The organism is Streptosporangium brasiliense (assembly GCF_030811595.1).
GTDB lineage: Bacteria > Actinomycetota > Actinomycetes > Streptosporangiales > Streptosporangiaceae > Streptosporangium > Streptosporangium brasiliense.
Genome location: NZ_JAUSRB010000002.1, coordinates 5,933,991 through 5,960,951 on the forward strand (window position 1 = coordinate 5,933,991; position 26,961 = coordinate 5,960,951).

At 71.3% G+C, this 26,961-nt stretch carries 27 protein-coding genes; 20 read left to right on the plus strand and 7 right to left on the minus strand.

The window, feature by feature from the left end:
• Nucleotides 1-59 precede the first annotated feature (59 nt).
• Entirely contained in the window at nucleotides 60-344 is a 285-nt protein-coding gene (locus J2S55_RS35575; RefSeq protein ID WP_306870031.1) for a DUF427 domain-containing protein, read from the plus strand.
• A gap of 135 nt (nucleotides 345-479) precedes the next feature.
• On the opposite strand, the gene J2S55_RS35580 is transcribed toward J2S55_RS35575, so the two are convergent.
• Both J2S55_RS35580 and J2S55_RS35585 read right to left on the minus strand, forming a co-directional pair.
• Entirely contained in the window at nucleotides 480-1,667 is a 1,188-nt protein-coding gene (locus J2S55_RS35580; protein ID WP_306870035.1) for an FAD-dependent monooxygenase, read from the minus strand.
• Between the two features lie 128 nt (nucleotides 1,668-1,795).
• The gene (locus J2S55_RS35585) at nucleotides 1,796-2,608 is read right to left on the minus strand and encodes an SAM-dependent methyltransferase (RefSeq protein WP_306870037.1); all 813 of its coding nucleotides are present in this window, start codon (nucleotides 2,606-2,608) and stop codon (nucleotides 1,796-1,798) included.
• Nucleotides 2,609-2,834: 226 nt separating this feature from the next.
• Between J2S55_RS35585 and J2S55_RS35590 the strand changes: the two genes are divergently transcribed.
• From J2S55_RS35590 to J2S55_RS35630, 9 genes are all read left to right on the plus strand, one after another.
• Entirely contained in the window at nucleotides 2,835-5,150 is a 2,316-nt protein-coding gene (locus J2S55_RS35590; protein WP_306870040.1) for a phosphoketolase family protein, read from the plus strand.
• Nucleotides 5,151-5,193: 43 nt separating this feature from the next.
• Nucleotides 5,194-6,063: an alpha/beta fold hydrolase gene (locus tag J2S55_RS35595; protein WP_306875707.1), complete on the plus strand. Its 870-nt coding sequence runs from the start codon at nucleotides 5,194-5,196 to the stop codon at nucleotides 6,061-6,063.
• Between the two features lie 124 nt (nucleotides 6,064-6,187).
• Complete coding sequence (locus J2S55_RS35600; protein ID WP_306870042.1) at nucleotides 6,188-6,664, plus strand: hypothetical protein; 477 nt, start codon at nucleotides 6,188-6,190, stop codon at nucleotides 6,662-6,664.
• Nucleotides 6,661-7,890 carry an Nramp family divalent metal transporter gene (locus tag J2S55_RS35605; RefSeq protein ID WP_306870045.1) on the plus strand — a complete coding sequence of 410 codons (1,230 nt, stop codon included), beginning with the start codon at nucleotides 6,661-6,663 and terminating at the stop codon, nucleotides 7,888-7,890. The genes J2S55_RS35600 and J2S55_RS35605 overlap by 4 nt, the downstream gene beginning before the upstream one ends.
• Nucleotides 7,887-8,270, plus strand: a complete 384-nt coding sequence (locus J2S55_RS35610; RefSeq protein ID WP_306870047.1) for a hypothetical protein — start codon at nucleotides 7,887-7,889, stop codon at nucleotides 8,268-8,270. The genes J2S55_RS35605 and J2S55_RS35610 overlap by 4 nt, the downstream gene beginning before the upstream one ends.
• Nucleotides 8,263-8,610: a hypothetical protein gene (locus tag J2S55_RS35615; RefSeq protein WP_306870049.1), complete on the plus strand. Its 348-nt coding sequence runs from the start codon at nucleotides 8,263-8,265 to the stop codon at nucleotides 8,608-8,610. The genes J2S55_RS35610 and J2S55_RS35615 overlap by 8 nt, the downstream gene beginning before the upstream one ends.
• Before the next feature lie 70 nt (nucleotides 8,611-8,680).
• Nucleotides 8,681-9,634, plus strand: a complete 954-nt coding sequence (locus tag J2S55_RS35620) for a TIGR03557 family F420-dependent LLM class oxidoreductase (protein ID WP_306870052.1) — start codon at nucleotides 8,681-8,683, stop codon at nucleotides 9,632-9,634.
• A 58-nt stretch (nucleotides 9,635-9,692) separates the two neighbouring features.
• Nucleotides 9,693-10,874, plus strand: coding sequence for a zinc-dependent alcohol dehydrogenase (locus J2S55_RS35625; protein WP_306870055.1), 1,182 nt, complete (start codon nucleotides 9,693-9,695; stop codon nucleotides 10,872-10,874).
• Nucleotides 10,875-10,914: 40 nt separating this feature from the next.
• Complete coding sequence (locus tag J2S55_RS35630) at nucleotides 10,915-11,388, plus strand: hemerythrin domain-containing protein (protein WP_306870058.1); 474 nt, start codon at nucleotides 10,915-10,917, stop codon at nucleotides 11,386-11,388.
• Nucleotides 11,389-11,499: 111 nt separating this feature from the next.
• On the opposite strand, the gene J2S55_RS35635 is transcribed toward J2S55_RS35630, so the two are convergent.
• The 4 genes from J2S55_RS35635 to J2S55_RS35650 form a co-directional block, all read right to left on the minus strand.
• Entirely contained in the window at nucleotides 11,500-11,787 is a 288-nt protein-coding gene (locus J2S55_RS35635) for an iron-sulfur cluster biosynthesis family protein (protein WP_306870060.1), read from the minus strand.
• Nucleotides 11,788-11,951: 164 nt separating this feature from the next.
• Entirely contained in the window at nucleotides 11,952-12,320 is a 369-nt protein-coding gene (locus tag J2S55_RS35640; protein ID WP_306870062.1) for a hypothetical protein, read from the minus strand.
• Nucleotides 12,321-12,356: 36 nt separating this feature from the next.
• Nucleotides 12,357-12,545, minus strand: a complete 189-nt coding sequence (locus tag J2S55_RS35645) for a hypothetical protein (RefSeq protein ID WP_306870064.1) — start codon at nucleotides 12,543-12,545, stop codon at nucleotides 12,357-12,359.
• Nucleotides 12,546-12,679: 134 nt separating this feature from the next.
• A complete protein-coding gene (locus J2S55_RS35650; protein ID WP_306870066.1) occupies nucleotides 12,680-14,068 on the minus strand; it encodes an FAD-dependent oxidoreductase in 1,389 nt (462 codons plus the stop codon).
• Nucleotides 14,069-14,530: 462 nt separating this feature from the next.
• Here J2S55_RS35650 and J2S55_RS35655 point away from each other — a divergent pair, with 462 nt between their 5' ends.
• The 10 genes from J2S55_RS35655 (at nucleotide 14,531) to J2S55_RS35700 (ending at nucleotide 25,998) form a co-directional block, all read left to right on the plus strand.
• Nucleotides 14,531-14,671 (plus strand): helix-turn-helix domain-containing protein, encoded by a 141-nt coding sequence (locus J2S55_RS35655; protein ID WP_306870070.1) that lies wholly within the window; start codon nucleotides 14,531-14,533, stop codon nucleotides 14,669-14,671.
• On the plus strand, nucleotides 14,668-15,231 hold the full coding sequence (locus tag J2S55_RS35660) for a substrate-binding domain-containing protein (RefSeq protein WP_306870073.1): 564 nt from the start codon (nucleotides 14,668-14,670) through the stop codon (nucleotides 15,229-15,231). Before J2S55_RS35655 ends, J2S55_RS35660 begins: the two co-directional genes overlap by 4 nt.
• 222 nt (nucleotides 15,232-15,453) lie before the next feature.
• Complete coding sequence (locus J2S55_RS35665; RefSeq protein ID WP_306870076.1) at nucleotides 15,454-16,827, plus strand: ABC transporter substrate-binding protein; 1,374 nt, start codon at nucleotides 15,454-15,456, stop codon at nucleotides 16,825-16,827.
• Between the two features lie 70 nt (nucleotides 16,828-16,897).
• Complete coding sequence (locus tag J2S55_RS35670) at nucleotides 16,898-17,815, plus strand: carbohydrate ABC transporter permease (RefSeq protein ID WP_306870078.1); 918 nt, start codon at nucleotides 16,898-16,900, stop codon at nucleotides 17,813-17,815.
• Nucleotides 17,816-17,993: 178 nt separating this feature from the next.
• Entirely contained in the window at nucleotides 17,994-18,815 is an 822-nt protein-coding gene (locus J2S55_RS35675) for a carbohydrate ABC transporter permease (protein ID WP_306870081.1), read from the plus strand.
• Nucleotides 18,816-18,854: 39 nt separating this feature from the next.
• Complete coding sequence (locus J2S55_RS35680; RefSeq protein WP_306870084.1) at nucleotides 18,855-20,396, plus strand: glycoside hydrolase family 13 protein; 1,542 nt, start codon at nucleotides 18,855-18,857, stop codon at nucleotides 20,394-20,396.
• Nucleotides 20,397-20,487: 91 nt separating this feature from the next.
• Entirely contained in the window at nucleotides 20,488-21,486 is a 999-nt protein-coding gene (locus J2S55_RS35685) for a hypothetical protein (RefSeq protein ID WP_306870087.1), read from the plus strand.
• Between the two features lie 191 nt (nucleotides 21,487-21,677).
• The gene (locus J2S55_RS35690; RefSeq protein WP_306870089.1) at nucleotides 21,678-22,781 is read left to right on the plus strand and encodes a glycosyltransferase; all 1,104 of its coding nucleotides are present in this window, start codon (nucleotides 21,678-21,680) and stop codon (nucleotides 22,779-22,781) included.
• Nucleotides 22,782-22,828: 47 nt separating this feature from the next.
• Nucleotides 22,829-24,676 (plus strand): asparagine synthase (glutamine-hydrolyzing), encoded by a 1,848-nt coding sequence (gene asnB / locus J2S55_RS35695; protein WP_306870092.1) that lies wholly within the window; start codon nucleotides 22,829-22,831, stop codon nucleotides 24,674-24,676.
• Nucleotides 24,677-24,744: 68 nt separating this feature from the next.
• Complete coding sequence (locus tag J2S55_RS35700; RefSeq protein ID WP_306870094.1) at nucleotides 24,745-25,998, plus strand: lipopolysaccharide biosynthesis protein; 1,254 nt, start codon at nucleotides 24,745-24,747, stop codon at nucleotides 25,996-25,998.
• Here J2S55_RS35700 and J2S55_RS35705 read toward each other — a convergent pair.
• Nucleotides 25,906-26,823, minus strand: a complete 918-nt coding sequence (locus J2S55_RS35705; protein WP_306870096.1) for a class I SAM-dependent methyltransferase — start codon at nucleotides 26,821-26,823, stop codon at nucleotides 25,906-25,908. The genes J2S55_RS35700 and J2S55_RS35705 overlap by 93 nt on opposite strands.
• Nucleotides 26,824-26,961 lie beyond the last annotated feature (138 nt).

Consider the following 26,961-nt stretch of genomic DNA (forward strand, 5'->3'; position numbering starts at 1 on the left):
GTTCGGCCGGAGTTCCCGCGGCCCGCGCGCCGGGAGGCCGGATGTGCCAGCCTTGGTGCATGGCAACTGCGCGCTGGAACGGCGAGATCATCGCAGAGAGCGACGAGACCCGGGTCGTGGAGGGCAACCACTACTTCCCCGTCGAATCGGTGTCCCCGCAATACCTGAAGCCGTCGGAGACCACCACGGTCTGCCCCTGGAAGGGGACGGCGAACTACTACACGCTGCACGTCGACGGCGCGGACAACCCCGACGCCGCCTGGTACTACGCGGAACCCAAGCCGGAGGCCGCCCACATCAAGGGCTACGTGGCCTTCTGGAAGGGCGTGGAGGTCACCGGCTGACAGGCCGGGCCAGGGGCCGGAGGCGGTCCGGCCACCGACGGGCACCGCCGGCGTCACGCGACGCCGGCGGTGCAGGGTCTCCCGCCGGGTCTCCGTCCGGCGCCCGGCGGGCCGTGCCGGGCGGCCCGGAGGGGGTCAGCCGACCAGGTCGGCCTCCAGGTCGTGGCCGTAGATCCAGGAGTTCTGCCGCAGCGGGTCGCCGCCGGCGAAGGCCGCGTCGCGCTCACGCTGGGCGGGGCCGTCGGGCAGGTGGTTGTGCACCTCCCGGCCGCGGCTCATGAGCTGGACCTGGGACGCCCGGGGCCGGCGGATCTCCTCATAACGCAGCAGCGCCCGCGCCGCCGTCTCGCGCGTGGCCCCCCGGAGGCAGGCCGCCAGGACCGCCGCGTCCTCGACCGCCTGGCAGGCGCCCTGCCCGAAGAAGGGCAGCATCGCGTGGGCGGCGTCCCCCAGGAGGGTGACCCGCCCGTCGGTCCAGCGCTCCAGCGGACTGCGGTCGTACAGGGCCCAGCGTTTGGTGCCGGTCGCCGAGGTGATCAGCTGCCCGAGCCGGGGATCCCACGTCTCGAACTCCCGCGCCAGGTCCTCGACCCGGCCGTCGGCCGTCCACGACTCGATCCGCCAGTCGCCGGCCGGCACGATCGCGACGACGTTGACCAGGCGTCCCCCGCTGATCGGGTAGTGGACGAAGTGCCGGCCCGGCCCCAGCCACAGCGACTGGACCGGCCGCAGCGCCAGCTCGGGCGCGTTCTCGGCCGGGACCAGGCACCGGTAGGCGCACAGGCGGGAGAAGCGCGCCGGGTCCTCGGTGACGACCGCGGGCCGGACGGTGGAGTGGATCCCGTCGGCGCCGACGACCGCGTCGGCGACCACCGTCGTGGTCCCTCCCCGTCCGTCGGTGAGGACCAGCTCGACCTCCCGGCCGTCCTGCCGCAGGCCGGTCAGCCGCCGGTCGAGCCGTACCGCGTCCTCGGGCAGCGCCTCCAGCAGCATGGTCAGCAGGTCGGCCCGGTGCGCGACGTAGCAGTCGGTGCCGTACAGCCGCCGGCACTCCTCCCCCATCCGCTGGGAGAACAGCACCCGCCCGTCCTGCCAGCGCCGGAACTCCCAGGCCGTCTCCAGGGCCACCGCGGACTCCGCCAGCCGCTCGCCGAGCCCGGCCCGCACCAGGGGGCGGACCATGTTGGGGGCGACGACGATGCCCGCCCCGACCTCTCGCAGCTCGGTGGCCTGCTCGTAGACGGTGGCCTCGACGCCGGCCTGCCTCAGCAGCAGGGCGGCGGCCAGGCCGCCGAGCCCTCCTCCGACGATGGCGATCTCCACTTCCGGCTTCCTCTCCTCGGGCGGGGTCAGGCGGTCGAGTCCTCGGACGGGATCGAGCGCGCAGAACGTGAAGATCTTTGTACATCCCGCCCGGATCCGGTAGACGCCCGCGGTCCGGACGGCCCGCGCTACGCCAGGCGGCCCACGGCGCCGTCGACCCTGAGCTGCGGCAGCTCGGGGCGGAGGAGCGGCGGGAGGTCGTCGCCGCCGCGCCAGTCCTGCACGGGGACCAGACCCGGCTCCACCAGCTCGAACCCGTCGAGCAGCGCGAGCACCCGCTCGCGGGAGCGGAAGGTCGGCTGGGCGGGGGAGCCGGCCGTGGCGGCCGTCAGCTGGGCCACCGCCTCCGGCGAGCTCTCGGCCATCGCATGGGAGAACGCCAGGTGGCTGCCGGCGGCCATGCGCTCCCGGAAGGCGGCGACGATGCCGGCCGGGTCCTCGGCCTCGGTGACGAAGTGCAGCACCCCCACCATCAGCACGCCGACCGGCTGGGCGAAGTCGATGAGCGCGGCGACCCGCGGGTCGCCGAGGACGGCGCCGGGACGGCGGATGTCGGCCTGGACGCCCGCCACGTTCTCGTCGAGGGCGAGCAGCACCTCGGTGTGCAGGTGCACGACGGGGTCGTGGTCGACGTAGACCACGGAGGCCGGAGGGCCGATCTTGCCGGCGACCTCGTGCACGCTGGGCGAGGTCGGTATGCCGGTGCCGAGATCGATGAACTGCCGGACGCCCCGCTCCGCCATGAGGCGCACGGCCCGGACCAGGAAGTCCCGGTTGGCCCGGGCCACCAGACGGGTGTCGGGCGCCACCGCCAGCAGCCGCCCGGCGACGGCCCGGTCGACGGCGAGATTGTCCTTGCCGCCCAGGAGGTAGTCGTAGACACGCGCGGAGCTCGGCACGTTGGGGTCGACGCCGGGGGGAACGCGCTCCAACTCCGTCACCAGGAGGTCTCCTTCGTCGGCGGAACCGGAAAGTGATCCTACTGGAAACGCTCCGCCGACGATCAAGGCGGCCGCCGCCGGGGCCGGGCCGCCGATCGGGCCATGACCGGGGGAGCGGCCGGGCCGTGACCGCCGCGCACGCCGGCCCCGTGGCCGTCGGGCCGCACCGGAGCGGAACCGGTGGCCCGTGTGGTTTGAATCCCGCACCGGAGGAACTGTCGAAGGTATGGATGCACTCGCGCACATCGACGCCTACTGGCGGGCGGCCAACTACCTGTCGGTCGGCCAGATCTACCTGCTGGACAACCCGCTGCTGGAGGAACCGCTCCGTCCCGAGCACATCAAGCCCCGGCTGCTGGGCCACTGGGGGACCACTCCGGGGCTGAACTTCTGCTTCGCGCACCTCAACCGGATCATCCGGGAACGCGGCCAGGACATGATCTACATCGCCGGGCCCGGGCACGGCGGCCCGGCGGCGGTCGCCCACGCCTGGCTGGAGGGCTCCTACACCCACAGGTATCCCGACGTCGGGCAGGACGCCGAGGGCATGCGCCGGCTGTTCCGGCAGTTCTCCTTCCCCGGCGGCATCCCCAGCCACGTCGCGCCCGAGGTCCCGGGCTCCATCCACGAGGGCGGCGAGCTCGGCTACTCGCTGGCCCACGCCTACGGCGCCGCCTTCGACAACCCCGGTCTGGCCGTGGCCTGCGTGATCGGCGACGGCGAGGCCGAGACCGGGCCGCTGGCCGCCGGCTGGCACTCCAACAAGTTCCTCGACCGCGGACGCGACGGCGCCGTCCTGCCGATCCTGCACCTGAACGGCTACAAGATCGCGAACCCGACCGTCCTGGCCCGCATCCCCGAGGAGGAGCTGGTCAAGCTCATCGAGGGCTACGGCTACCGCCCGCACATCGTCTCCGGCGACGATCCGGCGGTCATGCACGGGCTGATGGCCGAGACCCTCGACACGGTCTTCGACGAGATCGCCGAGTTCAGGGACGGCCGTGCCGAGCGACTGCCGATGATCGTGCTGCGCACGCCCAAGGGCTGGACCGGCCCGCGCGAGGTGGACGGCCTCCCGGTCGAGGGCACCTGGCGGGCCCACCAGGTGCCGCTGTCGGAGGTCCGCCAGAACGCCGAGCACCGGGCGATGCTGGAGGAGTGGATGCGCTCCTACCGGCCGGAGGAGCTCTTCGACGCCCAGGGCAGGCCCGTCGCGGAGATCCTCCGGACCGTGCCCGAGGGGCCGCGCCGGATGAGCGCCAACCCGCACGCCAACGGAGGTGAGCTGCTCAAGCCGCTGGTGCTGCCCGACTTCCGCGACCACGCCGTCGAGGTCAAGTCCCCCGCCGCCCAGCCGAGCGAGCCGACCAAGGTCCTGGGTCGCCTCCTGCGCGACGTCATCGCCGCCAACCCGGAGAACTTCCGGCTGATGGGACCCGACGAGACCGCCTCCAACCGGCTGTCGGCGGTGTTCGAGGCCACCGACCGGGCGTGGGACGCCGAGATACTGCCGACCGACGAGAACCTCGGCCCGGGCGGCCGGGTCATGGAGGTGCTCAGCGAGCACCTGTGCCAGGGCTGGCTGGAGGGCTACCTGCTGACCGGCCGGCACGGCCTGTTCAACTGCTACGAGGCGTTCATCCACATCGTCGACGCGATGTTCAACCAGCACGCCAAGTGGCTGGAGTCGTCCCACAAGATCACCTGGCGCCGTCCGGTGGCCTCGCTCAACTACCTGCTCTCCTCGCACGTGTGGCGCCAGGACCACAACGGCTTCAGCCACCAGGACCCCGGGTTCATCGACGTGGTGATGAACAAGAAGGCGTCGGTGGTCCGGATCTACCTGCCGCCGGACGCCAACACCCTGCTCTCGGTCGCCGACCACTGCCTGCGCTCGCGCGACTACGTCAACCTCGTCGTCGCCGGCAAGCAGCCGGTGCTCGACCTCTTCCCGATGGAGGAGGCGATCGCGCACTGCACCCGCGGCCTGGGCATCCTGGAGTGGGCCTCCACCGACGCGGGGGTCGAGCCCGACGTGGTCCTGGCCTGCGCCGGTGACGTGCCCACCCTGGAGACCCTCGCCGCCGCCGCGCTGCTGCGCGAGCACCTGCCCGAGCTGAGGGTCCGGGTGGTCAACGTCGTCGACCTGATGCGGCTGCAGCCGCCGTCCGAGCATCCGCACGGCATGTCCGACGCCGAGTTCGACACCCTGTTCACCGCCGACCGGCCGATCATCTTCAACTTCCACGGCTATCCCTGGTCGATCCACCGCCTGACCTACCGGCGGCACGGACACCACAACATCCACGTGCGCGGCTACAAGGAGGAGGGCACCACCACCACCCCGTTCGACATGGTGATGCTCAACGACATCGACCGCTTCCACCTGGTGATGGACGTCATCGACCGGGTCCCCGGCCTGGCCGCCAGAGCGGCGCACCTGCGCCAGCACATGTCCGACGAGCGGCTGCGCGCCCGTGCCCACACCCGCGAGTACGGCGAGGACCCGGCGGAGATCCGCGACTGGAGCTGGCCGTACTGAGCCGGTCACACCGGGCCGGTCACACCGGAAAGGAACCGTGAGGATGTTCGAGGGCTTCAAGGAAGAGCGGGTGGGCACGGGCGAGGCCGAGCTGTTCGTGCGGCACGGCGGCTCCGGGCCGCCCGTGCTGCTCCTGCACGGCCACCCCCGCACCCACGCGACCTGGCACCGCGTCGCGCCGCTGCTCGCCGGAGACTTCACCGTGGTCTGCCCGGACCTGCGCGGCTACGGCAGGTCGTCCAAACCGGCGAGCACCGCCGACCACGAGCCCTACTCCAAGAGGGCGATGGCCCGTGACTGCGCCGCGCTGATGCGCGTGCTCGGTCACGGGCGCTTCGCCGTCGTGGGCCACGACCGGGGTACCTACGTGGCCCAGCGGTTGGCCCTGGACCACCCGGACGTGATCACCCGTCTCGTCGTGATCGACGGGGTGCCGATCGGCGAGGCGCTGGCCCGGGCCGACGCCAGGTTCGCCGCCGCCTGGTGGCACTGGTTCTTCCTCGGCCAGACGGCCAGGCCCGCCGAACGGGTGATCAACGCCGACCCCGACGCCTGGTACGGCGGGACCCCGGAGGCGATGGGCGCCGAGGCGTACGAGGACTACCGGCGGGCGATCCACGACCCGGCCACGGTCCACGCGATGTGCGAGGACTACCGGGCCGGACTCGGCCTGGACCGGGCCGCCGACGACGCCGACCGCCGGGCCGGCCGCCGGATCGCCTGCCCCACGCTGTTCCTGTGGGCCACCGGCGACGACATGGAGGCTCTCTACGGGGACCCGCTGGCGATCTGGCGCGGCTGGGCCGACGACCTGCGCGGCGCGCCGATCGGCTCCGGCCACCACGTCGCGGAGGAGGCGCCGGCCGAGCTCGCCGCCGAACTGCTGCGCTTCCTCGGCGGGCCCCACGTCTGACAGGCGGCTCGCCGGGTAGGCGACAACACATGACAGACGAGGGACTGGTGTTGCTGGCGGCGTGGGGCCAGTTCGCCGTGCTGCTGGGCGCGCTGGCCTACTTCCTGCTGAGGCGGCAACGCCCATGAGGGCCGCCGGGAGGGCGCGGCCCGGTGCGAGGGCGCGGCGCGCGGAGGGCGCGCTGGCGCTCCTGCTCGCCGCCGGGACGCTGGCCGGATGCGTCAGCCCGGCCTGGGACGACCACGACTACGGGCTCAAGGCGGCAGCCAGCGCCGAGGCCGTCGCCTCGACCGTGACGATCGCCCGGCACGCCGTCGGCGGGCACGACCGGCTGACCACCCCCTACCTGAAGGTCCTGCTCACCGGGGCCGTCACCGACGTGCGGAGCGTCGACGGCCAGTTCGCGGGGGTGCAGCCGCCCAGCGACGCGGCGGAGCGGGTCGGACAGCAGCTCCTCGACCTGACCGGCCGGGCCGAGGACGAGCTGGCCGGGCTGCTCGTCCAGGTCAGGCGGGGCGGGCTCCGGGACCCGGCGGGAGCCGTACGGGAGCTGCGGACGCTGGGGGAGGACCTCCAGCGGTTCGGGGAGGCGCACCGATGAAGAAGGTGCTCGGGATCACCCTCGGCATCCTCACGGCCTTCGGCGGGTTCGTCGACATCGGCGACCTGGTGGCCAACGCGCTGGTCGGCTCCCGGTTCGGGATGTCGCTGGCCTGGGTGGTCGTGGTCGGGGTGCTGGGCATCTGCGTCTTCGCCGAGATGTCGGGACGGATCGCCGCCGTCTCCGGCCGGCCGGTCTTCGACCTGGTCCGCGAGCGGCTGGGGCCCCGGGCCGGCCTGGTCAATCTGGTCGCGTCGCTGTTCGTGAACGTGCTCACCCTGGCCGCCGAGATCGGCGGCGCCTCCCTGGCGCTGGAGCTGGCGACCGGGGTGAACTACCTGCTCTGGGTGCCCGGCGTGGCGCTGGTCGCCTGGCTGGTGATGTGGCGGGTCAGGTTCGAGACCATGGAGCGCGTCTTCGGCCTGGCGGGGCTGGCCCTGGTGGTGTTCGCCGTCGCCCTGTGGCAGCTCGGCCCCGACTGGGGCGGCCTGCTGGAGCAGGCGACCCGGCCCCAGGTGCCCGCCGACGAGGGCGTGCCGACCTACTTCTACTACGCCGTCGCCCTGCTCGGCGGGGCGATGACACCCTACGAGGTGTTCTTCTTCTCCTCCGGCGGGGTCGAGGAGCGCTGGACGCGCAGGGACCTGTCGCTCTCCCGGGCGAACGTGTTCGCCGGGTTCCCGCTGGGCGGCCTGCTGTCACTGGCCATCGCCGCCTGCGCCGCCACGGTCTTCCTGCCCGACATGGCGCAGGTGGACAGCCTCAGCCAGATGGTGCTGCCGGTCGGCCTCGGCCTGGGGCAGATCGGCCTGGCCCTGGTGATCGTGGGCGTGTTCGCCGCGACCTTCGGCGCCACCCTGGAGACCGCGCTGTCGTCGGCGTACTCGGTCAGCCAGTACTTCGGCTGGCAGTGGGGCAAATACGTCCGCCCGGTACGGGCCGCCCGGTTCCACGCGGTCCTGCTCGTCTCGATGGTCGTGGCGACGGCGCTGATCCTCACCACCATCGACCCGATCATGGTGACCGAATACTCGCTGGTCTTCTCCGCGGCCGCGCTCCCGCTCACCTACCTGCCGGTGCTGATGGTCGCCAACGACTCCGACTACATGGGGGAGAAGGTCAACGGCCGCTTCAGCAACTTCCTGGGGACCATTTACATGGTGCTGCTCATCGTGGTGGCGGTGGTGGCGATCCCGTTGATGCTCGCGACGAAGGCGGGGCAATGAAGGCAAGAGTGATCCACGCCCTGCTGCACCTGCTCGACCGGCAGGTCATGCGGGAGGACGACGAGCACCTGCTGTGCAAGGTGGACGATCTGGAACTGGCGCTCGACGGCGACGGCAGGCCGTACGTCACGGCCGTCCTGGCCGGTCCGCTGGCGCTGGGGCCGCGCGTCGGAGGGGTGCCGGGGCGGTTGATGGTCGCGGTGACGGAGCTGCTGCGGTCGGAGGAGGACCCCCGGCCCTACCGGATCGACATGGCCGAGGTCACCGCGATCGGTGATGCGGTGAAGGTGACCCGCGGCCACCAGCCGCTCCAGCTGGAGCGCTGGACGGCCGAGCACGTCATCTCCAGGATCCCGGGGGCCGGCCATGCGGATGAGTGAGCTGATCGGCCGCGTCGTGCACGACGCGGCGGGCGAGGTGGCCGGGCAGGTCGCCGACGTACGGCTCAAGCAGGACGGCCCGATGCTCGGCCAGGTCCAGCACGCCTTCGCGGTGGACGGTTTCGTCGTCGTGCCCCGGCACACCGGGCAGCTGTTCGGTTACGAGCGCGCGGTGGCCAACCACGGCCCCTGGCTGGTCCGCGCGCTCGTCCGCAGGCTCCACCGGCACAGCGTGTTCGCCTCCTGGGAGCAGGTCGCCGACCTGGACGGCGGGCGGGTACGGCTGCGCGTCCGGCGGGACGCGCTCACCCCGCTGCGGGAGATGGCCAGGTGGGAGTGATCCGTTTGGGCCCGTCACAGAGGGTATGAGGGCGTCGCTGCACCTCGACAAGAAAAAGGAGGAGGCGAAGATGCCCAAGTTCGGATATTTCCTTTCTTGTGAGGAACACGGCCCCAAGGAGCTCGTACGGCAGGCCAAACGTGCCGAGCAGGCCGGGTTCGAGGCCCTGTGGATCTCCGACCACTTCCATCCGTGGCTGGACGTGCAGGGCAACAGCCCGTTCGTCTGGTCGGTGATCGGCGCGCTGGCCGAGGCCACCTCGCTGCCCATCACCACCGCGGTCACCTGCCCGCTGGTCCGCGTCCACCCCGCGATCATCGCCCAGGCCGCCGCGACCAGCGCGGCGCTGACCGGTGGCCGCTTCCAGCTCGGAGTGGGCACCGGGGAGGCCCTCAACGAGCACATCATCGACTCCCGCTGGCCTCCGGCGTCCGAACGCCTGGAGATGCTGGAGGAGGCGGTCGAGCTCATGCGCGAGCTGTGGAGCGGCAGGCTGGTGACCCACCGGGGCACCCACTACGACCTCGACACCGCCCGCCTCTACACGCTCCCCGACGAGCCCCCGCCCGTCTACATGTCCGGTTTCGGGGAGAAGTCGGTGCAGCTGGCCGGCCGGATCGCCGACGGCTACATCAGCACCGGCCCGAGCGCGGAGCTGGTGGAGAAGTTCCGCCGGGCCGGTGGGGAGGGCAAGCCCGTCCAGGGCGGCCTGAAGGTCTGTCACGCCGCCGACGAGGCCGCCGCGCGCAAGACCGTGCACCGGCTCTGGCCCACCCAGGGCATCAAGGGCGAGGCGTCGCAGTTGCTCCCGCTGCCCAGGCACTTCGAGGAGCTGGCCGAGTCGGTGACCGAGGAGGAGGCGACCGCCTCGACGCCGTGCGGGCCCGACCCGGAGATCCACGCGCAGGCGGTCAGGGAGTATCTCGACGCCGGCTTCACCGAGGTCTACATCAGCCAGATCGGTGAGGAACAGGACGCCTTCTTCGACTTCTACGCCAAGGAGGTCCTGCCCCGGGTGCGCTGAGCGCCCCGATGCGCGGCGGCGCGCGTCCCCGCCCGCACCACCCCGAGAGGAGAAGATCATGAAGGCTCTCACCTGGCACGGCAAGCGCGACGTACGGGTGGAGGAGGTCCCGGACCCGGCCGTCAAGGAACCGACCGACGCGGTCGTCAAGCTCACCACCACCGCGATCTGCGGCTCCGACCTGCACCTGTACGAGCTCCTGGGGCCGTTCATGGGCGAGGGGGACATCCTCGGCCACGAGCCGATGGGCATCGTCGAGGAGGTCGGCGCGGAGGTCACCCACATCAAGCCCGGCGACCGGGTCGTCATCCCCTTCAACATCGCCTGCGGCCACTGCCCCATGTGCGACATGAAGCTGTTCGCCCAGTGCGAGACCACCCAGGTCCGCGACCAGGGCATGGGCGCGGCGCTGTTCGGCTACACCAGGTTGTACGGCGAGGTGCCGGGGGCGCAGGCGGAGTACCTGCGGGTCCCGCAGGCCCAGTTCGGCCCGGTCAAGGTCCCCCAGGGGCCGCCGGACGAGCGTTTCGTCTACCTGTCCGACGTGCTGCCCACCTCCTGGCAGGCGGTGCGGTACGCCGACGTCCCCGACGGCGGCACGGTCGCGGTCTTCGGGCTGGGGCCGATCGGGCAGATGTCCGCCAGGATCGCCAAGCACCTCGGCCACCGGGTCATCGGGGTCGACGGGGTCCAGGAACGGCTCGCGATGGCGCGCAGGCACGGCGTGGAGGTGCTGGACGCCTCCGTGACCGACGACGTCCCCGAGGCGATCCGCGAGCTGACCGGCGGGCGGGGCCCCGACTCGGTCATCGACGCGGTGGGTATGGAGGCGCACGGCTCCCCGGTCGCCAAGCTCGCCCAGACCGTCACCGGGATACTGCCCGGCGCGATCGCCGCCCCGCTGATGTCCACCGCGGGGGTGGACCGGCTCGCCGCCCTGAACCAGTCGATCGAGACGGTACGGCGCGGCGGCACGATCTCGGTCGTCGGCGTCTACGGGGGCATGGCCGACCCGATGCCGATGCTGAGGATGTTCGACAAGGGCATCACCCTGCGGATGGGCCAGGCCCACGTCAAGCGCTGGATCGACGATCTGATGCCGCTGGTGAGCGACGACTCCGACCCGCTCGGGGTGATGGACCTGGCCACCCACCGCCTCCCGCTGGAGCAGGCTCCGCACGGCTACGAGATCTTCCAGAAGAAGCAGGACGGGGCCGTCAAGATCCTGCTCACTCCGTAGACACCCCATGAACCAACAGGGACCCACCAGAGAGGAAGACATGGACGCCATCGTGCTCCTGAAGGACGACCACAAGACCGTCGAGAAGCTGTTCAAGGAGTTCGAGAAGGCCGGAGACGGTGCGCACCAGAGGAAGCGGGAGATCGTCGACAAGATCATCGAGGAGCTCACCGTCCACGCCCACATCGAGGAGGAGATCTTCTACCCGGCGGCCCGCGAGGGCGCTCCCGGCACCACCGACCACATCCTGGAGAGCGTGGAGGAGCACCACGTGGTGGTCTGGATACTCTCCGAGCTGAAGGGGATGGACCCCGCCGACGAGCGGTTCGACGCCAAGGTCACCGTCCTGATGGAGAACGTGCGCCACCACGTCAAGGAGGAGGAAGAGGACTGGTTCCCGAAGGTGCGCGAGGCGATGGGGCGCAAGGTCCTCCAGGAGATCGGCGAGCGGATGGAGAAGGCCAAGGCGGGAGCGCCCCGCGAGCCGCTCGCGGTGAGCAGCGCCGGTAGCTGACCCGCCGCGCCCCGGGCGGCCCGGCGCCTGGTCCGGGACGCCGGGGCGTTCGGGGCGTCGGGGCCTGCGCCCCGGCCGGTGAGGCCGGGGCCGCGCACGTCTCGGCCGAGGTCAGGGGTGCTGTTCGGTGACCATGAAGGCCACCGATCCTCCCTCGTCGATGTCCGCGTCGAGGGCCTTGTCGTCGAGCATGTCCGCCGCGGTGGGGTCCAGGAAGATCCTGGCCCCTTCCGACTCGACCACCTTGTCGTCGGTCTGCGGTCCGTCCACCACCGACAGCAGCAGGGACCCCGTGCCGTCTGCCTGTGAGGAGATACGGACGCCGGTGTCGGTGGATTCGGCTACCTGAGAGCTGAGGTCCCGGATCACCTGGGCCGCGGTGTCGGTCAATGTGAGCATTGTGACTCCTTGTCGGGATCGGGTTGGGATTCTTCGCCCTTTCCCGCTCTGGACCAGCCCAACCATGCCCCTCCAGATTTCCCTTCCCGGGGCCGGCACGGCCCCGGGAAGGGATGGAAGGGGCCATCACGGAGGCTGGAGCCCGCAGGTCGGACCGCCGGCCGTCATCGTGAGCGCGTGCCGGGAAGGTGTCCCCCGTCGTCCAAGGGGCGCGCGCCGTGGCCTCGGCGGCCCCCTCCCGGGCGCGCCGGCGGGGCGGGCAGCTCGGTCTCCTGCCCCGAGGCGAGGTCGCGGGTGGCGATCAGCATGCGGCGGGGGCCCTCCCGCAGATACAGCTTGACGTAGGCGATCCGGCCGTCGCGCATCGTCGGCGCCCTGCTGAACACCCCCTCCTGGGGCGTCAGGTTGACCGGTGCGGCCTGGCCCTTCCTGACCCACAGGTCGTAGCCGCCCGTCGCGGGGTCCCAGAGCGAGTAGGCGACCGTGTCGCCCTCCACCGCCACGTTGAGGACGTCCTGGTCGCCCTCGTGCACCAGGGTGGGCGGCCGCGAGCGGTCCAGCGGCCGGCTTCACACCTGGACCTTCCAGGCGGTGCCGGTGTCGGCGTAGGTCACCCACACCCCGGTCCTGCCGTCGGTGGCCGGATCGAAGGTGTACTGCCCGTCCGGAGCGGAGGGCCGCTCGGCCCTGCCGCCGCGCACCCGGCCCGTGTACACGGCGGGGGGCTCCGACAGGTCGGCCGAGGAGTTGGTGATCACGTAACGGTCGCCGGCCGCGTCCGGCCCGTCAGCGGCTCCCGGCCGACGGGCGCGGCCGGCCGACGGCGCGAGAGCCTCTGGGGGCCGAGCGGGGCGGCCGCCTCCCACCCGCCGGGGCCGGCGGGAGGCCGGTTTCAGTCACGCCCGCCGAGCCGCTCGACGCGTTCGGCCGTCTTGCGCGCGGCGATCAGCACGGGATCCCACACCGGGGCGAACGGGGGAGCGTATGACAGGTCGAGCCCGGTCATCTCCTCCACGGTCATCGCGTGCCAGACGGCGACGGCCAGGACGTCGATGCGCTTGGCCGCGCCCTCCCGCCCGACGATCTGGGCGCCCAGGAGCCGGCCGGTCCGGCGGTCGGCGATCAGCTTGGTCCGCATCTCCCGCGCGCCGGGGTAGTAGCCGGCGCGGGTGGTGGACTCCACGACCTCCTCGACCGTCTCGAACCCGGCCTCGGCCGCCTCGGCCGTGGTCAGGCCGGTCCGCGCCACCTCGTACTCGCAGATCTTCGACACCGCCGTCCCGACCACGCCGGGGAAGCTCGCGTACCCGCCGCCGATGTTGATGCCCGCGGCGCGCCCCTGCTTGTTGGCGTGGGTGCCGAGCGCGATCGCGACCGGCCGCCGCGAGACCAGGTGGAAGGTCTCCACGCAGTCGCCGGCCGCCCAGACCCCCTCGGTCGCGGTGCGCATCCGCCGGTCGGTCCGGATCCCCCGGGTGCCGCCGATCGGGACGCCCGCCGCCTCGGCCAGGGCCGTGTCCGGGTGGGTGCCGAGGCCGAGGGCGACCAGGTCCGCCCGGACGCGCCGGCTCCCGGTGTGGACCGCCACGACCCGCCCGCCGGACTCGGAGAAGCCCTCGACGCGCTCGCCGAGGAACACCTTGACTCCCAGGCCGCGCAGGGCGTCGGCGACCAGGGCGCCCATGTCCGGGTCGAGCGTGCCCATCGGCTGCTCGCCCGCGTCGATGAGCGACACCTCCAGCCCCCGCCGGACCAGGGCCTCGGCCATCTCCAGGCCGATGTATCCGGCGCCCACCACCACGGCGCTGCGCGGGCGGCCGGGCTCGGGGGTCTCCAGGGCCCGCAGCAGGGCGATGCCGTCGTCGAGGGTCTGCACGCCGTACACGCCCCCGGCCCGCGCGCCGGGCAGGTCGGGGCGGTGCGGCAGGCCGCCGGTCGCGATGACGAGCTGGTCGAACGGCTCCCAGTAGCGGCGCCCGGCCTGGTGGTCGTGTACGGCCACCGCCCGGCGGTCGAGGTCGATCTCGGTGACCTCGCTGCGCAGCCGCAGGTCGATGGCCAGGTCGTCGCGGAAGACCTCGGGCCGCCGCGCGATCAGATCCTGCGGACCGGAGACCTCCCCACCCACCAGATAGGGGATCCCGCACGCGGAGTAGGAGGCGTGCCGGCCCTTCTCGAAGGCGACGATCCGCAGGTCCCGCGGACCGCGCCTGGCCCGTGCCTGCGACGCCGCGCTCAGTCCGGCGGCGTCGCCTCCGATCACCACCAGCCGTTCCGTCATGTCTCTCCCGTCCTCGTGGCCTCCGAAGGTAGGGACTTCCTCCCCGGGCCGGTCTCAAACGGTGCGGCCGGGCGGCGGATCAGCGGCCGGCGCCGGGGCCGCCGCCATGGCCGAGGGGGAGTGATGCCGCCACCCCCGCAGGGAAGCGGAATCGGGCGATGGCCCCACTGCGGAACAGTAGCTGGATATCTGAAATATTCTATCGTAATACTGCAAAAAAATGATTGAATCAAGTCGTTTTGGCAAGGAAGATCCTGTCGGCCTGGGTCGACCCTGCCCCCTCCTGTGCTGGACGGCCCTCCGGAAGGGTGCCGGAAACCCCATTCTGGGCCAGGTGGTCACAGTCGGCAGGGTGGGGAGAACCCGTCCGGTGGCGCCCCGAGGAACGTGCGCCCGGACGGTGCGGCATTCGGTCGCAAAAGCTTTGCAAATTCTTGCGAAACCTGTCGCACAGTTGCGGCCATGATGCACAGGCTTGCCGAGGTGGCCGGGAAGATCGAGATGAGCGAGGCGACGGTGAGCCGCGTCCTCAACGGCAAGCCCGGCGGCTCGGAGGCGACTACGGGCGGATCCTGGAGCGGCGCCTGCCCGCCGTCCTGGTGAACGCCGCGGCCGGGCGCCTCGGCTTCCCGCGGGTCTCCTGCGACGACGTGGCTGCCATGCGGATGGCGGCCGGGCACCTGCGCGCCCTCGGGCACGAGCGCGTCGGGATGGTGCTGGGCTCTCCGGACCACATGCCCTCGCGCCGCAAGATGGAGGCCTTCTCCGCCTACGCCGCGGCCCACGGCCTGGAGTGCGCCGGGGACTCCGTCGAGGGAGGTCACGCCGCCGCCACCCGGCTGATCCGGCGCGGCTTCACCGGTCTCGTCTGCGGCAGCGACCCGCTCGCCCTCGGGGCGGTGCGTGCCGCCCGGTGGGCCGGTCTGCGGGTGCCGCAGGACGTCTCGGCGATCGGCTACGACGACTCGGCGCTGATGAACTGCACCGAGCCGCCGCTGATCACGGTGCGCCAGCCGATCGAGGTGATGGGGCGCGCGGCGGTGGACCTGCTCGTCGCCCAGATCGACGCGGTCGCCGTGCCGGGCGACGAGCTGCTGTTCGAGCCCGAGCTGGTGGTGCGCGCCTCCACCGCCCCGGCTGGCCGCAGGTCCGTGCCGGCCTGACGGCCGCGGCGGCCGGGCGCGGCCCGGGAGTCCGGTCCGGGAGCCCGGCGCGGCGGCCGGTGCGGCGGCCTGGTGCCGGTCGGGGGTCGGGCGGGCGGCGGTCGGAGGTCGGGCGGCTGCGGATAGCCTCCTGTCACTTTTTTGCATCATGTATGACGGACTCTTGCTCGGTCCTGCACGTCTCTATATGTTTCTCGCAACCGACCCGCCAAGGAGTCCCCTATGAAACCCCGCAACCTCTCGATGCTGCTCGCCGCGGGCATCGTCCTCACCGCCGCGGGTTGCGGCAGTGACAGCGGTGCCCAGAAGGCCGCCGACACCAAGCCGGGCACCGCGGCCGCCGACGCCCCGGTCACGATCACCGTGGGCTGCCAGCCCCCCAAGAGCAATCCGCTGGAGCGCGCGGCATGGGACGAGGACGTCGCCGCGTTCCAGAAGCTGCACCCGAACATCACGATCGAGAGCAAGGACGCCTTCCCCTGCATCAACCCGGACACCTTCCAGGCCAAGCTGGCTGGCGGCACGATGGAGGATGTCTTCTACGTCTACTTCACCGACGTCCAGAAGATCATCGCTGCCGGTCAGGCGGCCGACATCAGCCCCTACGTCAGCAGCGTCACCAGGCTGGGCGACCTGCGGCCCGACGTCATGAGCGTCTTCAAGAGCGGTGACAAGACCTACGGCCTGCCCAGGACCAACTACTCCACGGGCCTGGTCTACAACCGCAAGCTGTTCGCCCAGGCCGGCCTGGACCCCAACAGCCCGCCCAAGACCTGGGCCGAGGTGCAGGAGGCGGCCAAGAAGATCGCCGCGCTCGGCCCCGGCCACGTCGGGTTCGGCGAGTACAGCGCGGGCAACACCGGCGGCTGGCACTTCACCGCGTCCCTGTACGGCCGCGGCGGCGAGATGGTCGGTCCCGACGGCAGGACGGCCGCCTTCAACAGCCCCGAGGGCAAGGCCGTCCTGGAGAACCTCAAGAAGATGCGCTGGACCGACAACAGCATGGGCGCCAAGCAGCTCCTGCAGTGGGAGGACCTGATGCGCATGATGGGCGGCGGCAAGCTCGGCATGATGATCGGCGCCCCCGACGTCGTCCAGTCGGTCAACAACGACTTCAAGGGCAAGTTCGACGACTACGGCGTGACGGCGCTGCCGGAGGCCAAGGCCTCGCTGAGCGGCGGCGACGGCTACCTGTTCAACCCCAAGGCGACGCCGGAGAAGATCAAGGCCGGTCTCCTCTGGCTGGAGTTCCACGAGCTGACCCCGGACCAGGGACAGTTCAACTACGAGCGGAACAAGGGCCAGGGCCGTCCGGTCGGCCTGCCCACCCCGGACCTGTACGGCGACACGGCCCCCGGCAAGCAGATCGTCGAGACGCGCAAGAAGTTCGCCACCGTGCCGGTGGAGCACTTCGCCCCCTACGCGGAGGCCTCCACGACGATCCAGAACAAGATCGAGCCGCCGAGGGCCCAGGAGCTGTACGCCATCCTCGACGTGGCCATGTCGGCAGTGCTGACCAGGCAGGACGCCGACATCGACAAGCTGCTCGCCGATGCCGAGGCCAAGGCCAACAAGGTGCTGGCCAAGTCCAGCTGACCCCTCCGGTACCCGGGGTGCCGGCCCGTCGGCCGGCACCCCGCCAGACGTCGAGATCGGAAGTCGACCGATGACCACAATGACCGTGAAGGGATCACGGCGCCGGGACCCGGGGGGGTTCCGGCGCGGCCTGCGGCGTAACCTTACGGCCTACGGATTCCTCTGCGGGGCGCTGATCTGCTTCGCGTTCTTCTCCTGGTACCCGATGGTGCGGGAGATCATTCTCAGCTTCCAGCAGACGAACTTCGTCGACGAGCCCACCTGGGTGGGGCTGGACAACTTCCGCACGGTGATCGACGACGCGGCCTTCGCCGACGCCTGGATCAACACCGCCGCGTTCACCGGCCTGGCGCTCGTCTTCGGCTACGTCGTGCCGTTCGCGGCGGCGATCATCCTCAACGAGCTGCGGCACGCGAAGGCCTACCTGAGGTTCGTGGTCTACCTGCCGGTGATGCTGCCGCCGGCCGTCGGAGTGCTGCTGTTCAAGTGGTTCTACGACCCGGGCCCCGGCCTGTTCAACCAGATCCTGGACCTGGTGAACATCCCGGCGCTGAGCTGGCTGGACTCCACCGACACCGCGCTGGTCTCCCTGGTGGCCGTCTCCACCTGGATGAACATGGGGACCGGGACCCTGATCTACCTCGCGGCGCTGCAGAGCATCCCGGGCGAGCTGTACGAGGCCGCCGAGCTGGACGGGGCCGGCCTCTTCAAGAGGATCTGGCACGTCACGATCCCGCAGACCAAGCTCATCCTGCTGGTGATGCTGCTGCTGCAGATCGTCGCCACCATGCAGGTCTTCATCGAGCCGTACCTGATGACCGGCGGCGGCCCGGAGAACGCGACGCTCACCGTCGCCTACCTGATGTACCAGTACGCCTTCAACTTCGGGGACTTCGGCGCCGGCGGCGCGCTGGGGCTGATGCTCATGGTCGTGCTGATGGTGTTCTCCGCCTTCTACCTGCGTATCTCGCGGGACAACCAGAGCTAGGGAGGCTGTGGCACGCATGTCGAACGTCACCGTTCAACCGAGCCGCCCGACTCCGGCCCCGCGGCCCGAACCCGCTTCCACCAGAGCCCGGCGCGGCGCCCGCAAACGGCCCGAAGAGGTCAGGCCGCAGTTCCGCGGTGTGGTCTCCCCGCACACGCTGAGATCCCCCCGCGGACGAGTGATCTACTGGGTCGTGCTGGTCGCGGTGGTGGTGAGCTTCACCGCGGCCTTCGTCTTCCCGCTCTACTGGATGGTCACCGGCGCGCTGAGGTCGCCCGAGGAGCTGGCCCAGATGCCGCCCGGCTTCTTCCCCGAGTCGCTCGACTTCGAGGTCTACGCCGAGGCGTGGGACCAGCTCAACCTGGCCCAGTTCTTAGGCAACACGCTCCTGTACGCCAGTGGCGCCCTGCTGTTCACGCTGGCCGTCGACGTCACGGCCGCCTACGCCCTGTCCAAGCTGCGGCCCGTGCTGGGCAAGCTGGTCCTGGGCATGATGCTGGCCACGCTGATGATCCCGCCGATGGTGATCCTGCTGCCCGCCTACCTGACGGTCAAGGATCTGCCGATCTTCGGCTGGGACCTGCTGAACACACCGTGGGCGATCTGGCTGCCCGCGGCGGCCAACGGGTTCAACGTCTTCCTGCTCAAGCGCTTCTTCGACTCGATCCCCAGGGAACTGCTGGAGGCGGCCCAGATCGACGGCGCCTCCCCGGTGCGGATCCTGTGGTCGATCGTGCTGCCGGTGTCCCGGCCGATCATCGGCGTGGTGTCCATCCTCTCGGTGGTCACCTGCTGGAAGGACTTCGTCTGGCCGCTGCTCGTGCTGCCGGACAGCGAGAACATGTCCATCAGCGTGGGCATCGCCTCACTGTCGGCCCAGATGCCGCAGAACGTTCTCATCGCCGCACTGGTGATCGCCAGTCTGCCCGCCATCATCGTCTTCTTCGTCTTCCAGCGCAGCATCATGGCCGGCCTGACCGCCGGCAGCCTCAAGGGCTGACCTCGTCACCCACCTTCAATCGCAAGGAGTTGTCCCAGCATGTCTGAAACGTGGTGGCGGGGAGCCGCGATCTACCAGGTCTACCTGCGGAGCTTCGCCGACGGCAACGGCGACGGGATCGGCGACCTCGCGGGCCTGCGGGCCCGCCTGCCGTACCTCTCCGACCTGGGAGTCGACGCGATCTGGCTCAACCCCTGGTATCCCTCGCCGATGGCCGACGGCGGCTACGACGTCGCCGACTACCGTGACATCGAACCGTCCTTCGGCACGCTCGCCGAGGCGGAGGAGTTCATCGAGGAGGCCCACGAGCTGAGCATCCGCGTCATCATCGACGTGGTGCCCAACCACAGCTCCGACCAGAGCGCGTGGTTCCAGGAGGCGCTGGCCGCCGGACCGGGGTCGGCGGCCAGGGAACGGTTCTGGTTCAGGGACGAGCCGGGCGACTGGAAGTCCATCTTCGGCGGCCCGGCCTGGACGCAGGTCCCCGACGGGCAGTGGTACCTGCACCTGTTCGCGCCCGAGCAGCCCGACTTCAACTGGACCAACCCGGAGGTCCACCGGGAGTTCCACGACGTGCTGCGGTTCTGGTTCGACCGCGGCGTCGACGGCATCCGGATCGACTCGGCCGCCGTGCTGGTCAAGGACTTCGACGGCGGCGACCCCGACGGCTACACCGATCTCCCCGAGGTGCACGAGGTGTACCGGAGCTGGCGGCGCCTGTCCGACGAGTACGACGAGCGGCTCCTGGTCGGCGAGGTCTGGTTCCCCGACCAGGAGCGCTTCGCCCGCTACCTGCGCCCCGACGAGCTGCACACCGCCTTCAACTTCGACTTCCTGGGCTGCCCGTGGGACCCGGCCGCGCTGCGTGAGTCGATCCGGCAGACCCTGGCCACGCACCGGCCGCTCGGCGCCCCGGCGACCTGGGTGCTGTCCAACCACGACGTCGCCCGGGTGGTCACGCGGTACGGCAGGGCCGACACCTCCTGGGACCACGGCGACCGCCGGGACGGGGCGCCCTCCGACCTCGAACTCGGCCACCGCCGGGCCAGGGCGGCGGCGCTGCTGGCCATGGCCCTGCCCGGCAGCGTCTACGTCTACCAGGGCGAGGAGCTCGGCCTCACCGAGGTCGACGACATCCCCGACGAGCTCCGCCAGGACCCGATGTGGCACCGTTCCGGACACACCGTCCCGGGCCGCGACGGCTGCCGCGTGCCGCTGCCCTGGTCGGGAGACGAGGCGCCGTTCGGCTTCGGCGCCGGGTCGTCGTGGCTGCCGCAGCCGGAGGCGTGGAAGAAGGTCACCGTCGAGGCCCAGGGAGCGGACCTGGGCTCGATGCTCAACCTCTACCGCGCCGCCCTGCGCATCCGCCGCGAGGAGCTCGGCGACGGCACCATGAGCTGGATCGACGTCGGCGACGACGTGCTGGCCTTCACCCGCGAGTCCGGCCTCACCTGCGTGGTCAACCTCGGCGCCGGGCCGGTGGGACTGCCGCCCCACGAAGCCGTGCTGCTGGCCAGCGGCCCGCTCGGCGACGCCGGGGAGCTGCCGTCCGACACCGCCGTCTGGCTCCGCACGGCCTGACCGGAGCCCGCCGCGGGGCCGGGGCGCTCCGCCGTACCCGGCCTCCGCCGCCCGCCCGAGGATTGTCGGAGGTCTCTGGAATCTTGGCGGCATGACCCTCTTCGTCTACCGCAGCCACTACGAGGGCCCGCTCAGCAAGCGGGTCCGCCGTCTGCCCGACGCCACGATGCTCGACTGGTTCCGCCGCGGCTGGGCGGCGGTGGTGCAGGAGGGGCATGACACCGAGGCGTGGATCGCGGCCGAGCTGGGCGGGCCGGTCTACGGGTTCGGCACGATCTTCGAGGCCGCCCGCCGGGACGGGATCGCGGCCCCCGGCACCTGGCAGGAGCTCCGTGACCTCCTGCAACGGCACCTCTACGTCGAGGGCGAGGTGCGGGCCGACGAGCGGAGCGTGCGGGTGCTGACCGACGACGACGAGGTCGAGCTCGCCTACTTCTTCCTCGACGACTCCCTCGTGCGGGCCCGCGCCGACCGCCTGGCCTATCTGGCGCACGACGGCTGGCCGCTGCCCGAGACCGTCGGCGGGGCGGAGCCCGCCCCGTTCACCTCGCCGGTCCCGGTCGAGGAGCTCGCGCCGGCCCGGCCCGGGGGAGTGGGCACCACCTACGCGGTCCTGCTGACCTTCTGCGACAGCGAGAGCATCAGCTGGCTGACCCCGTGGTCCTTCCCCGGCATCCGGCTGCCGGAGCTCGCGGCCCACCTGCGGGCGCTCGACCCCGGCAGCGGCTGGCCGCGGGAGCTGACGGTGCTCCGCGCGCTGACGGCCCCCGGCGACGGCGGAATCGGCCCCGCGCTGAGCCGCTGCAACCGGTGGCCGGACATGGAGCAGTTCCTCGCCGGGGAGCACCGCCCCCTCCACAAGGACTCCATGCGGCTGCTGGAGACCGCCGAGCTGGAGCGGGGCCGCGACCCCGACCGGACCCTCGTCCGGCACTCCCGCCACCTGGCCCAGATGTCGATCCACATGAACGACTTCTTCGGTCACCAGCAGTGGTTCCTGTTCGACGACGTGTGGGCGGCGGGCAACGCGGACCTCGCCCGGTCCCTGCTGCGCTACGCCCACGGCTGGGATCCGCTGGAGGCCGGGTGAGAGCCGGCCTCCAGCGACGCCCGGGGCATTGCCGTACGTAACGCGTCCGCCACCCTTCTGCGACACGTACGTCGGTCATGGTCGCTCTTCGCCCATCAGCCATGATCACTCAAAGTAAGATCACGAAAGTGAAGAGTGGTCAAAGGGTGGGTCCGTCGACGGAGACGGCGTCCGGCGGACCGTGCCGTGTCGTGCTGCTCATCGGGCAGTTGATGGTCGGTGGCACCGAGAAACAGGTGTTCCTCCTGGCGACGGGGCTGCTCCGCAGCGGTGTGGCGGTCGCCGTGGTGACGTTGCACTCGGGCGGCCCCTACCGGGACGCGCTCGAACTGGCGGGTGTTCCGGTGCACAACGCCGGGTTCACCGGAGTGTCGTCAGGCCCCATGGCCGTTCCTCGTAACCTGCTCGCGGTGGTGCGTCTCATCAGGCTGATACGGCGGTTCAGGCCGGAGGTGCTGCACGCCTTCCTGTACCACGGCTATGTGATCGGCGCGCCTCTCGCCTGGCTCGCCCGGGTGCCCGTCGTGGTGGCGGGGCGGCGCAGTCTGAGCGACTTCAAGCAGGCCCGGCGCTGGATCTACGCGCTGGAGCGCGTCGCCACCCGGCTGACGCGGCATGTGGTGGCCAACGCGGTGGCCGTGGCCGAGGACGCCAGGACCGTGGAGGGCGTCGCCCCCGGAAAACTCAGTGTGATCTACAACGGTCTGCCCGAGTCGGCCTTCTCTCCCAGCCCACCGGCGCAGATCGTCACCGACCTGCCGATCGTGTGCTGTGTGGCCAATCTGAAGGCACACAAGGGGCACCGGTTTCTCATCGATGCCGTCGCACTGCTGACCGCGCGGGGCACGCTGTGCACGCTGGTGCTCGCGGGCGAGGGACCCGAACGCGAGGCCCTGCTGCGGCAGGCGGCGGACTCCGGCGTGGACCTGCGGCTCCTGGGCCTGCGCAGGGATGTCGAGGCCCTGTTGAACCGGGCATCGGTGGTGGTCCTCGCCTCCCTGTACGAGGGGATGAGCAACGCGGTCATGGAGGCGATGGCGGCGGGCAAGCCGATCGTGGCCACCGCGGTGGGCGGGACCCGCGAGCTGCTGAGCGGACGTGGCCTGCTGGTCCCTCCCGCCGATCCCCCTGCGCTGGCCGACGCCCTGGAGCGCGTGTTGCGCGATCCCCATCTGAGCGCCTCCCTCGGCCTGGCCGCGCGCGACTGGGCGCTGGACAACCTCGGCGCGCACTCCATGATCAACCGGCATCTGGTTCTGTACCGGCGCCTTCTGGAAGAGCGATGTGCGGGATAGCCGGCGCCGTCTGCCCGGGAGGGGTGGATCCGGAGACGGTCCGCGCCATGTGCGAAACGATCGCGCACCGCGGCCCTGACGGCAGTGGCCTGCACGTCGAGCCTTCGGCCGTGCTGGGGACGCGCCGCCTGGCCGTCGTCGACGTGGCCGACGGCGACCAGCCCGTTTACGGCGAGGACGGCATGGTCGTCGCGGTGTTCAACGGGGAGATCTACAACTTCGCCGAACTGCGCGCCGAACTGCTGGCCAAGGGGCACCGGCTGGTCGCGAACGGCGATTCCGAATGTCTGGTCCACCTGTATGAAGAGCACGGGGACGCCCTCGTGCACCGGCTGCGCGGCATGTTCGCCTTCGCGCTGTGGGACGGGAACAGGCGCAGGCTGCTGCTGGCCCGCGACCGGGTGGGCAAGAAGCCGCTCTACTGGGGGATGCGTTCCGGTACGCTGCGCTTCGCCTCCGAGCTGAAGGCGATGATCCACGACCCCCGGTGGCGCGGTGAGATCGACCCGGTCGCCCTCCACCACTACCTGACGTTCCAGTACGTCCCGGCCCCCTGGTCGATTCTCGAGGGCATCAGCAAGCTCCCGCCGGGCTCGACTCTGGTGTGGCAGGACGGCCACGTACGTGTCGACCGCTACTGGCGGCTGGACGCCACTCCCCGGCCGGCCGCCGCCGTGGAGGAGGAGGCTGAGCGGCTGCGTGGGCTGCTGCTGGAGGCGACCCGGCTGCGGATGGTCGGGGAGCGCCCGATCGGCGCCTTCCTGTCGGGGGGGATCGACTCCTCGGCGGTCGTCGCGGCGATGGCGCGGCAATCGTCCAGTCCGGTCCGCACTTTCTGCATCGGTTTCGACGAGACCGGTTTCGACGAGCGGGAGCATGCCGGAGAGGTGGCCGCTCTCTACGGCACCGATCACTCGGAGCTGGTGCTCTCCGCTCCTCCTCTGGACCTGCTCCCCACCTTGGCCTGGCACTTCGACGAGCCGTTCGCCGACTCCTCGGCGATCCCCAGCTTCCTGGTGGCCGAAATGAGCAGCCGGGAAGTGACGGTGGTGCTCAACGGGGACGGCGGGGACGAGTCCTTCGGCGGCTACCGCCGCTACGTGATGCTGCGGCAGGCCTCTCGGCTGTGGGTTCCGCCGATCGCCTCTCCACTGCTGGGCGTGGCGGGCGGGCGCCTGCGGGCCGCGTCGCGCCAGGGCTCGCTGGCCCGCAGAGTGGGGTGGGGCATGGAACTGGCGGGGCTGCCGGTGGCCGACAAGTACACGCGTCTGATGTCCTACTTCACCGAGAAACAGAAGCGGGAGCTCTACACGCCGGGGCAGCGCAGCCGGGTGGCGGGCGTCCGCAGCGGCGCCATCGTCGAGCGGGCCTTCGAGGAGTCGTCGGCCGGCTGCGACCTCACCCGGGTCATGGATGTCGACGTCAACACCTACCTGCCGGGGGACCTGCTGGTGAAGGCCGACATCAGCACGATGGCATCCTCGCTGGAGGCGCGCTCGCCCTTCCTGGACCACGTCCTGATGGAGTGGGCCGCCGGTCTGCCCGGCGAGCTGAAGATCCGCGGCAGGACGACGAAATACCTCCTCAAGCATGCCCTGGCGGACTGGCTGCCCGCACACCTGCTGGAGCGCCCGAAAATGGGGTTCGGGGTGCCGCTGGCCTCCTGGCTCAGAGCGGGGCTGCGCCCTCTGGCCCATGACGTGCTCACCGACGCCACCGCCCGCGGGCGGGGAGTCTTCGATCAGCGAGCTGTCGCCCGCCTGCTCACCGAACACGCCGCCGGCCGAGATCACTCCAACCGCATCTGGGTCCTGATGCAGTTCGAGCTCTGGCACCGGACCCACCTGCCCGTCCGGCCGGCTGCGGCCGGCTGCGGACGGCCGCGATCTACGTGAGCGCCCCGCCGCTGTCTCCCCCCACGCCCGGACGCGGACGGGACACGGTCCTCACACGCCTGGCCCAGTTGCTGCTGACCCGTCTGACCCTCGTCGTGGCCGGAGGCGTCACCAGTGTCATCGTGGCTCGCGCCCTGGGGCCGGGCGACCGCGGCGCCTACTGGGTGATCGTCACGATCGCGGCCACGGCGACGGCCGTCGGGAACCTGTCGGTGGAGAAGTCGCAGACGACCCTGTGGGCACAGGAGGACAACCGGCCGGCCATCACGGCCAACGCCCTGTGGATGGGATTCGCCGTGGGCACGGTGGCTGCCGGGGCCACGTTCGCCGTGCTCCTGTCCAACGCCGCCATGATGCCCGTCGCGGACCGGTCCACGCTGGTCTGGGCCCTGGCCGCGGTGCCTGTCATGATGGCGATCGTCTACGTCAACAACGTGCACATCCTGCGCGCCCGCACCGGGGTCGTCAACCGGGGCTCACTGACCGGGGCGGCCCTTCAGTGCTCGGCACTGACGGCTCTGGGCCTCCTCGGCCACCTCACCGTCGAGTGGGTAGTGATCATCTGGACCGTCTCGGCCGCGCTGAACCTGCTGTTGCTGCTGCCGCCCCTGCCCGCCTACCGCCCGCGTGACCGGCGACTGGCCGGCCGCACGCTGTCATGCGGGCTCCGTTACCATCTGGGCTCGGTCTGCCACTTCCTGCTGCTGCGGCTCGACGTCCTGCTCCTGAACGGCATGAGCACGCCGACGGCGGTGGGGGTCTACTCCATGGCGGTGACACCGGCCGAGCTCCTGCGGGCCATGACCGACGCGGTGGTCCAGATCACGCTGCCCCGGCAGATGGAGTCGAGCCAGGAGACGGCCGCGGCCTACACGGCGCGGACGATCCGGATCACCGCTGTCCTGGCCGCTCCGTCGATCGTCGCGTTCTGCTCCGCGGGGCCGTTCCTGGTGGTCACCGCCGTCGGTCCGGCCTTCACCGGGTGCGTCATCCCGATGCTGGTGCTCGCGCCGGGCGTGGCGGCGGCCGCGGCGGCCCGCCCGGCCGCCGCCTATCTGCTCCGTCTCAACCGGCCGGTGCCCACCTCGCTGATGTACGGCGCGGCACTGCTGGTGAACCTCACCCTGAACATCCTGCTGATTCCCCGGCTGGGCGCCACGGGGTGCGCTCTGGCGTCCACAGCCGCCTACACGGCGCTCGCGGCGGCTCAGGTGGGCTGGTTCGCGCGCTCAGCGGGGGTGCCCCTGCGACAGCTGGGCCCGGGTGCCGCCGAGGTGCGCGAGATCGTCCGCCGGCTCCGCGCGTTCCTGGCCGCCCGCTGATCCGCCCGGCCGCCGGAGCACGTACTCGTTGCAGCCGAGTCCGCCCCCGCATGTCTTGAGGTGCAGGAGGCTGAGGTCGTGGGCGTGGGCGCGGGCGATGACCTGCTCGGGCCTGGAGACCTCGAAGGGATAGCCGCCCACCCAGTCGAGCATGTCGTGCCGGCGCGACATGCCCCGCGCCCGGGCGGCCGCGGGGCGGGACCCGCCGGTGAGCAATCGCCTGACCGCGAACAGGGGCCAGGCCCGGTAGACGTAGGCCGAGCTGCCGACGACCAGAGCGCCGCGGACCACCGCTCCCGACCGGTTGTAGCGCCGCTTCACGGCCGTCCACATCCGGCTCTGCCGGCCTTGATCGTTGTAGAGCGCGACGTACAGCAGCCCGCCGGGGGCGACCAGCTCGACGGCGGCGTCGAAGGCCCTCCACATGGCTCCGGTATGGTGCAGCACGCCCCACGCGTAGACCAGGTCGTAGGTCCCCAGCCGCGCACGGTAGCCGTCGTCCAGGATCGACCCCTGCTCGATCGTCCAGGCGGCGTCGGGGGCGAAGGCGCGCCGCAGCCGCAGAGCCGACCGCACCGCCTCGGCGTCGAAGTCGAAAGAGTGAACGCGCGCTCCCAGACGGTGGGCGGCGAGGGAGAACAGGCCGCTACCGCAGCCCACATCGAGGAAGGTGCGCCCCCCGAGGTCCTCGACGCCCAAGGCCGTCCGCAGCGAGGCGGCCGCGCTGTGGATACGGCCTTCGTCGACGAGGTCGACGAAGGAGTTCCAGTTGCGGCCGAAGGCGAACCTGTCACCCCGCCGTATCTGCAGAAGGCTGTCGTCCATCGCCTCTCCTGTCTCATGCGCCGTGCACCGCGCACGGCGATGTGCGGTGAGCCCTCACCGCCACCGCCGTGCCCGACGGCATGGTCTCCGTCAGCGATCGCTCCGCAGCGGGTGGCACGGTCCCGCGGGCGGCGACAC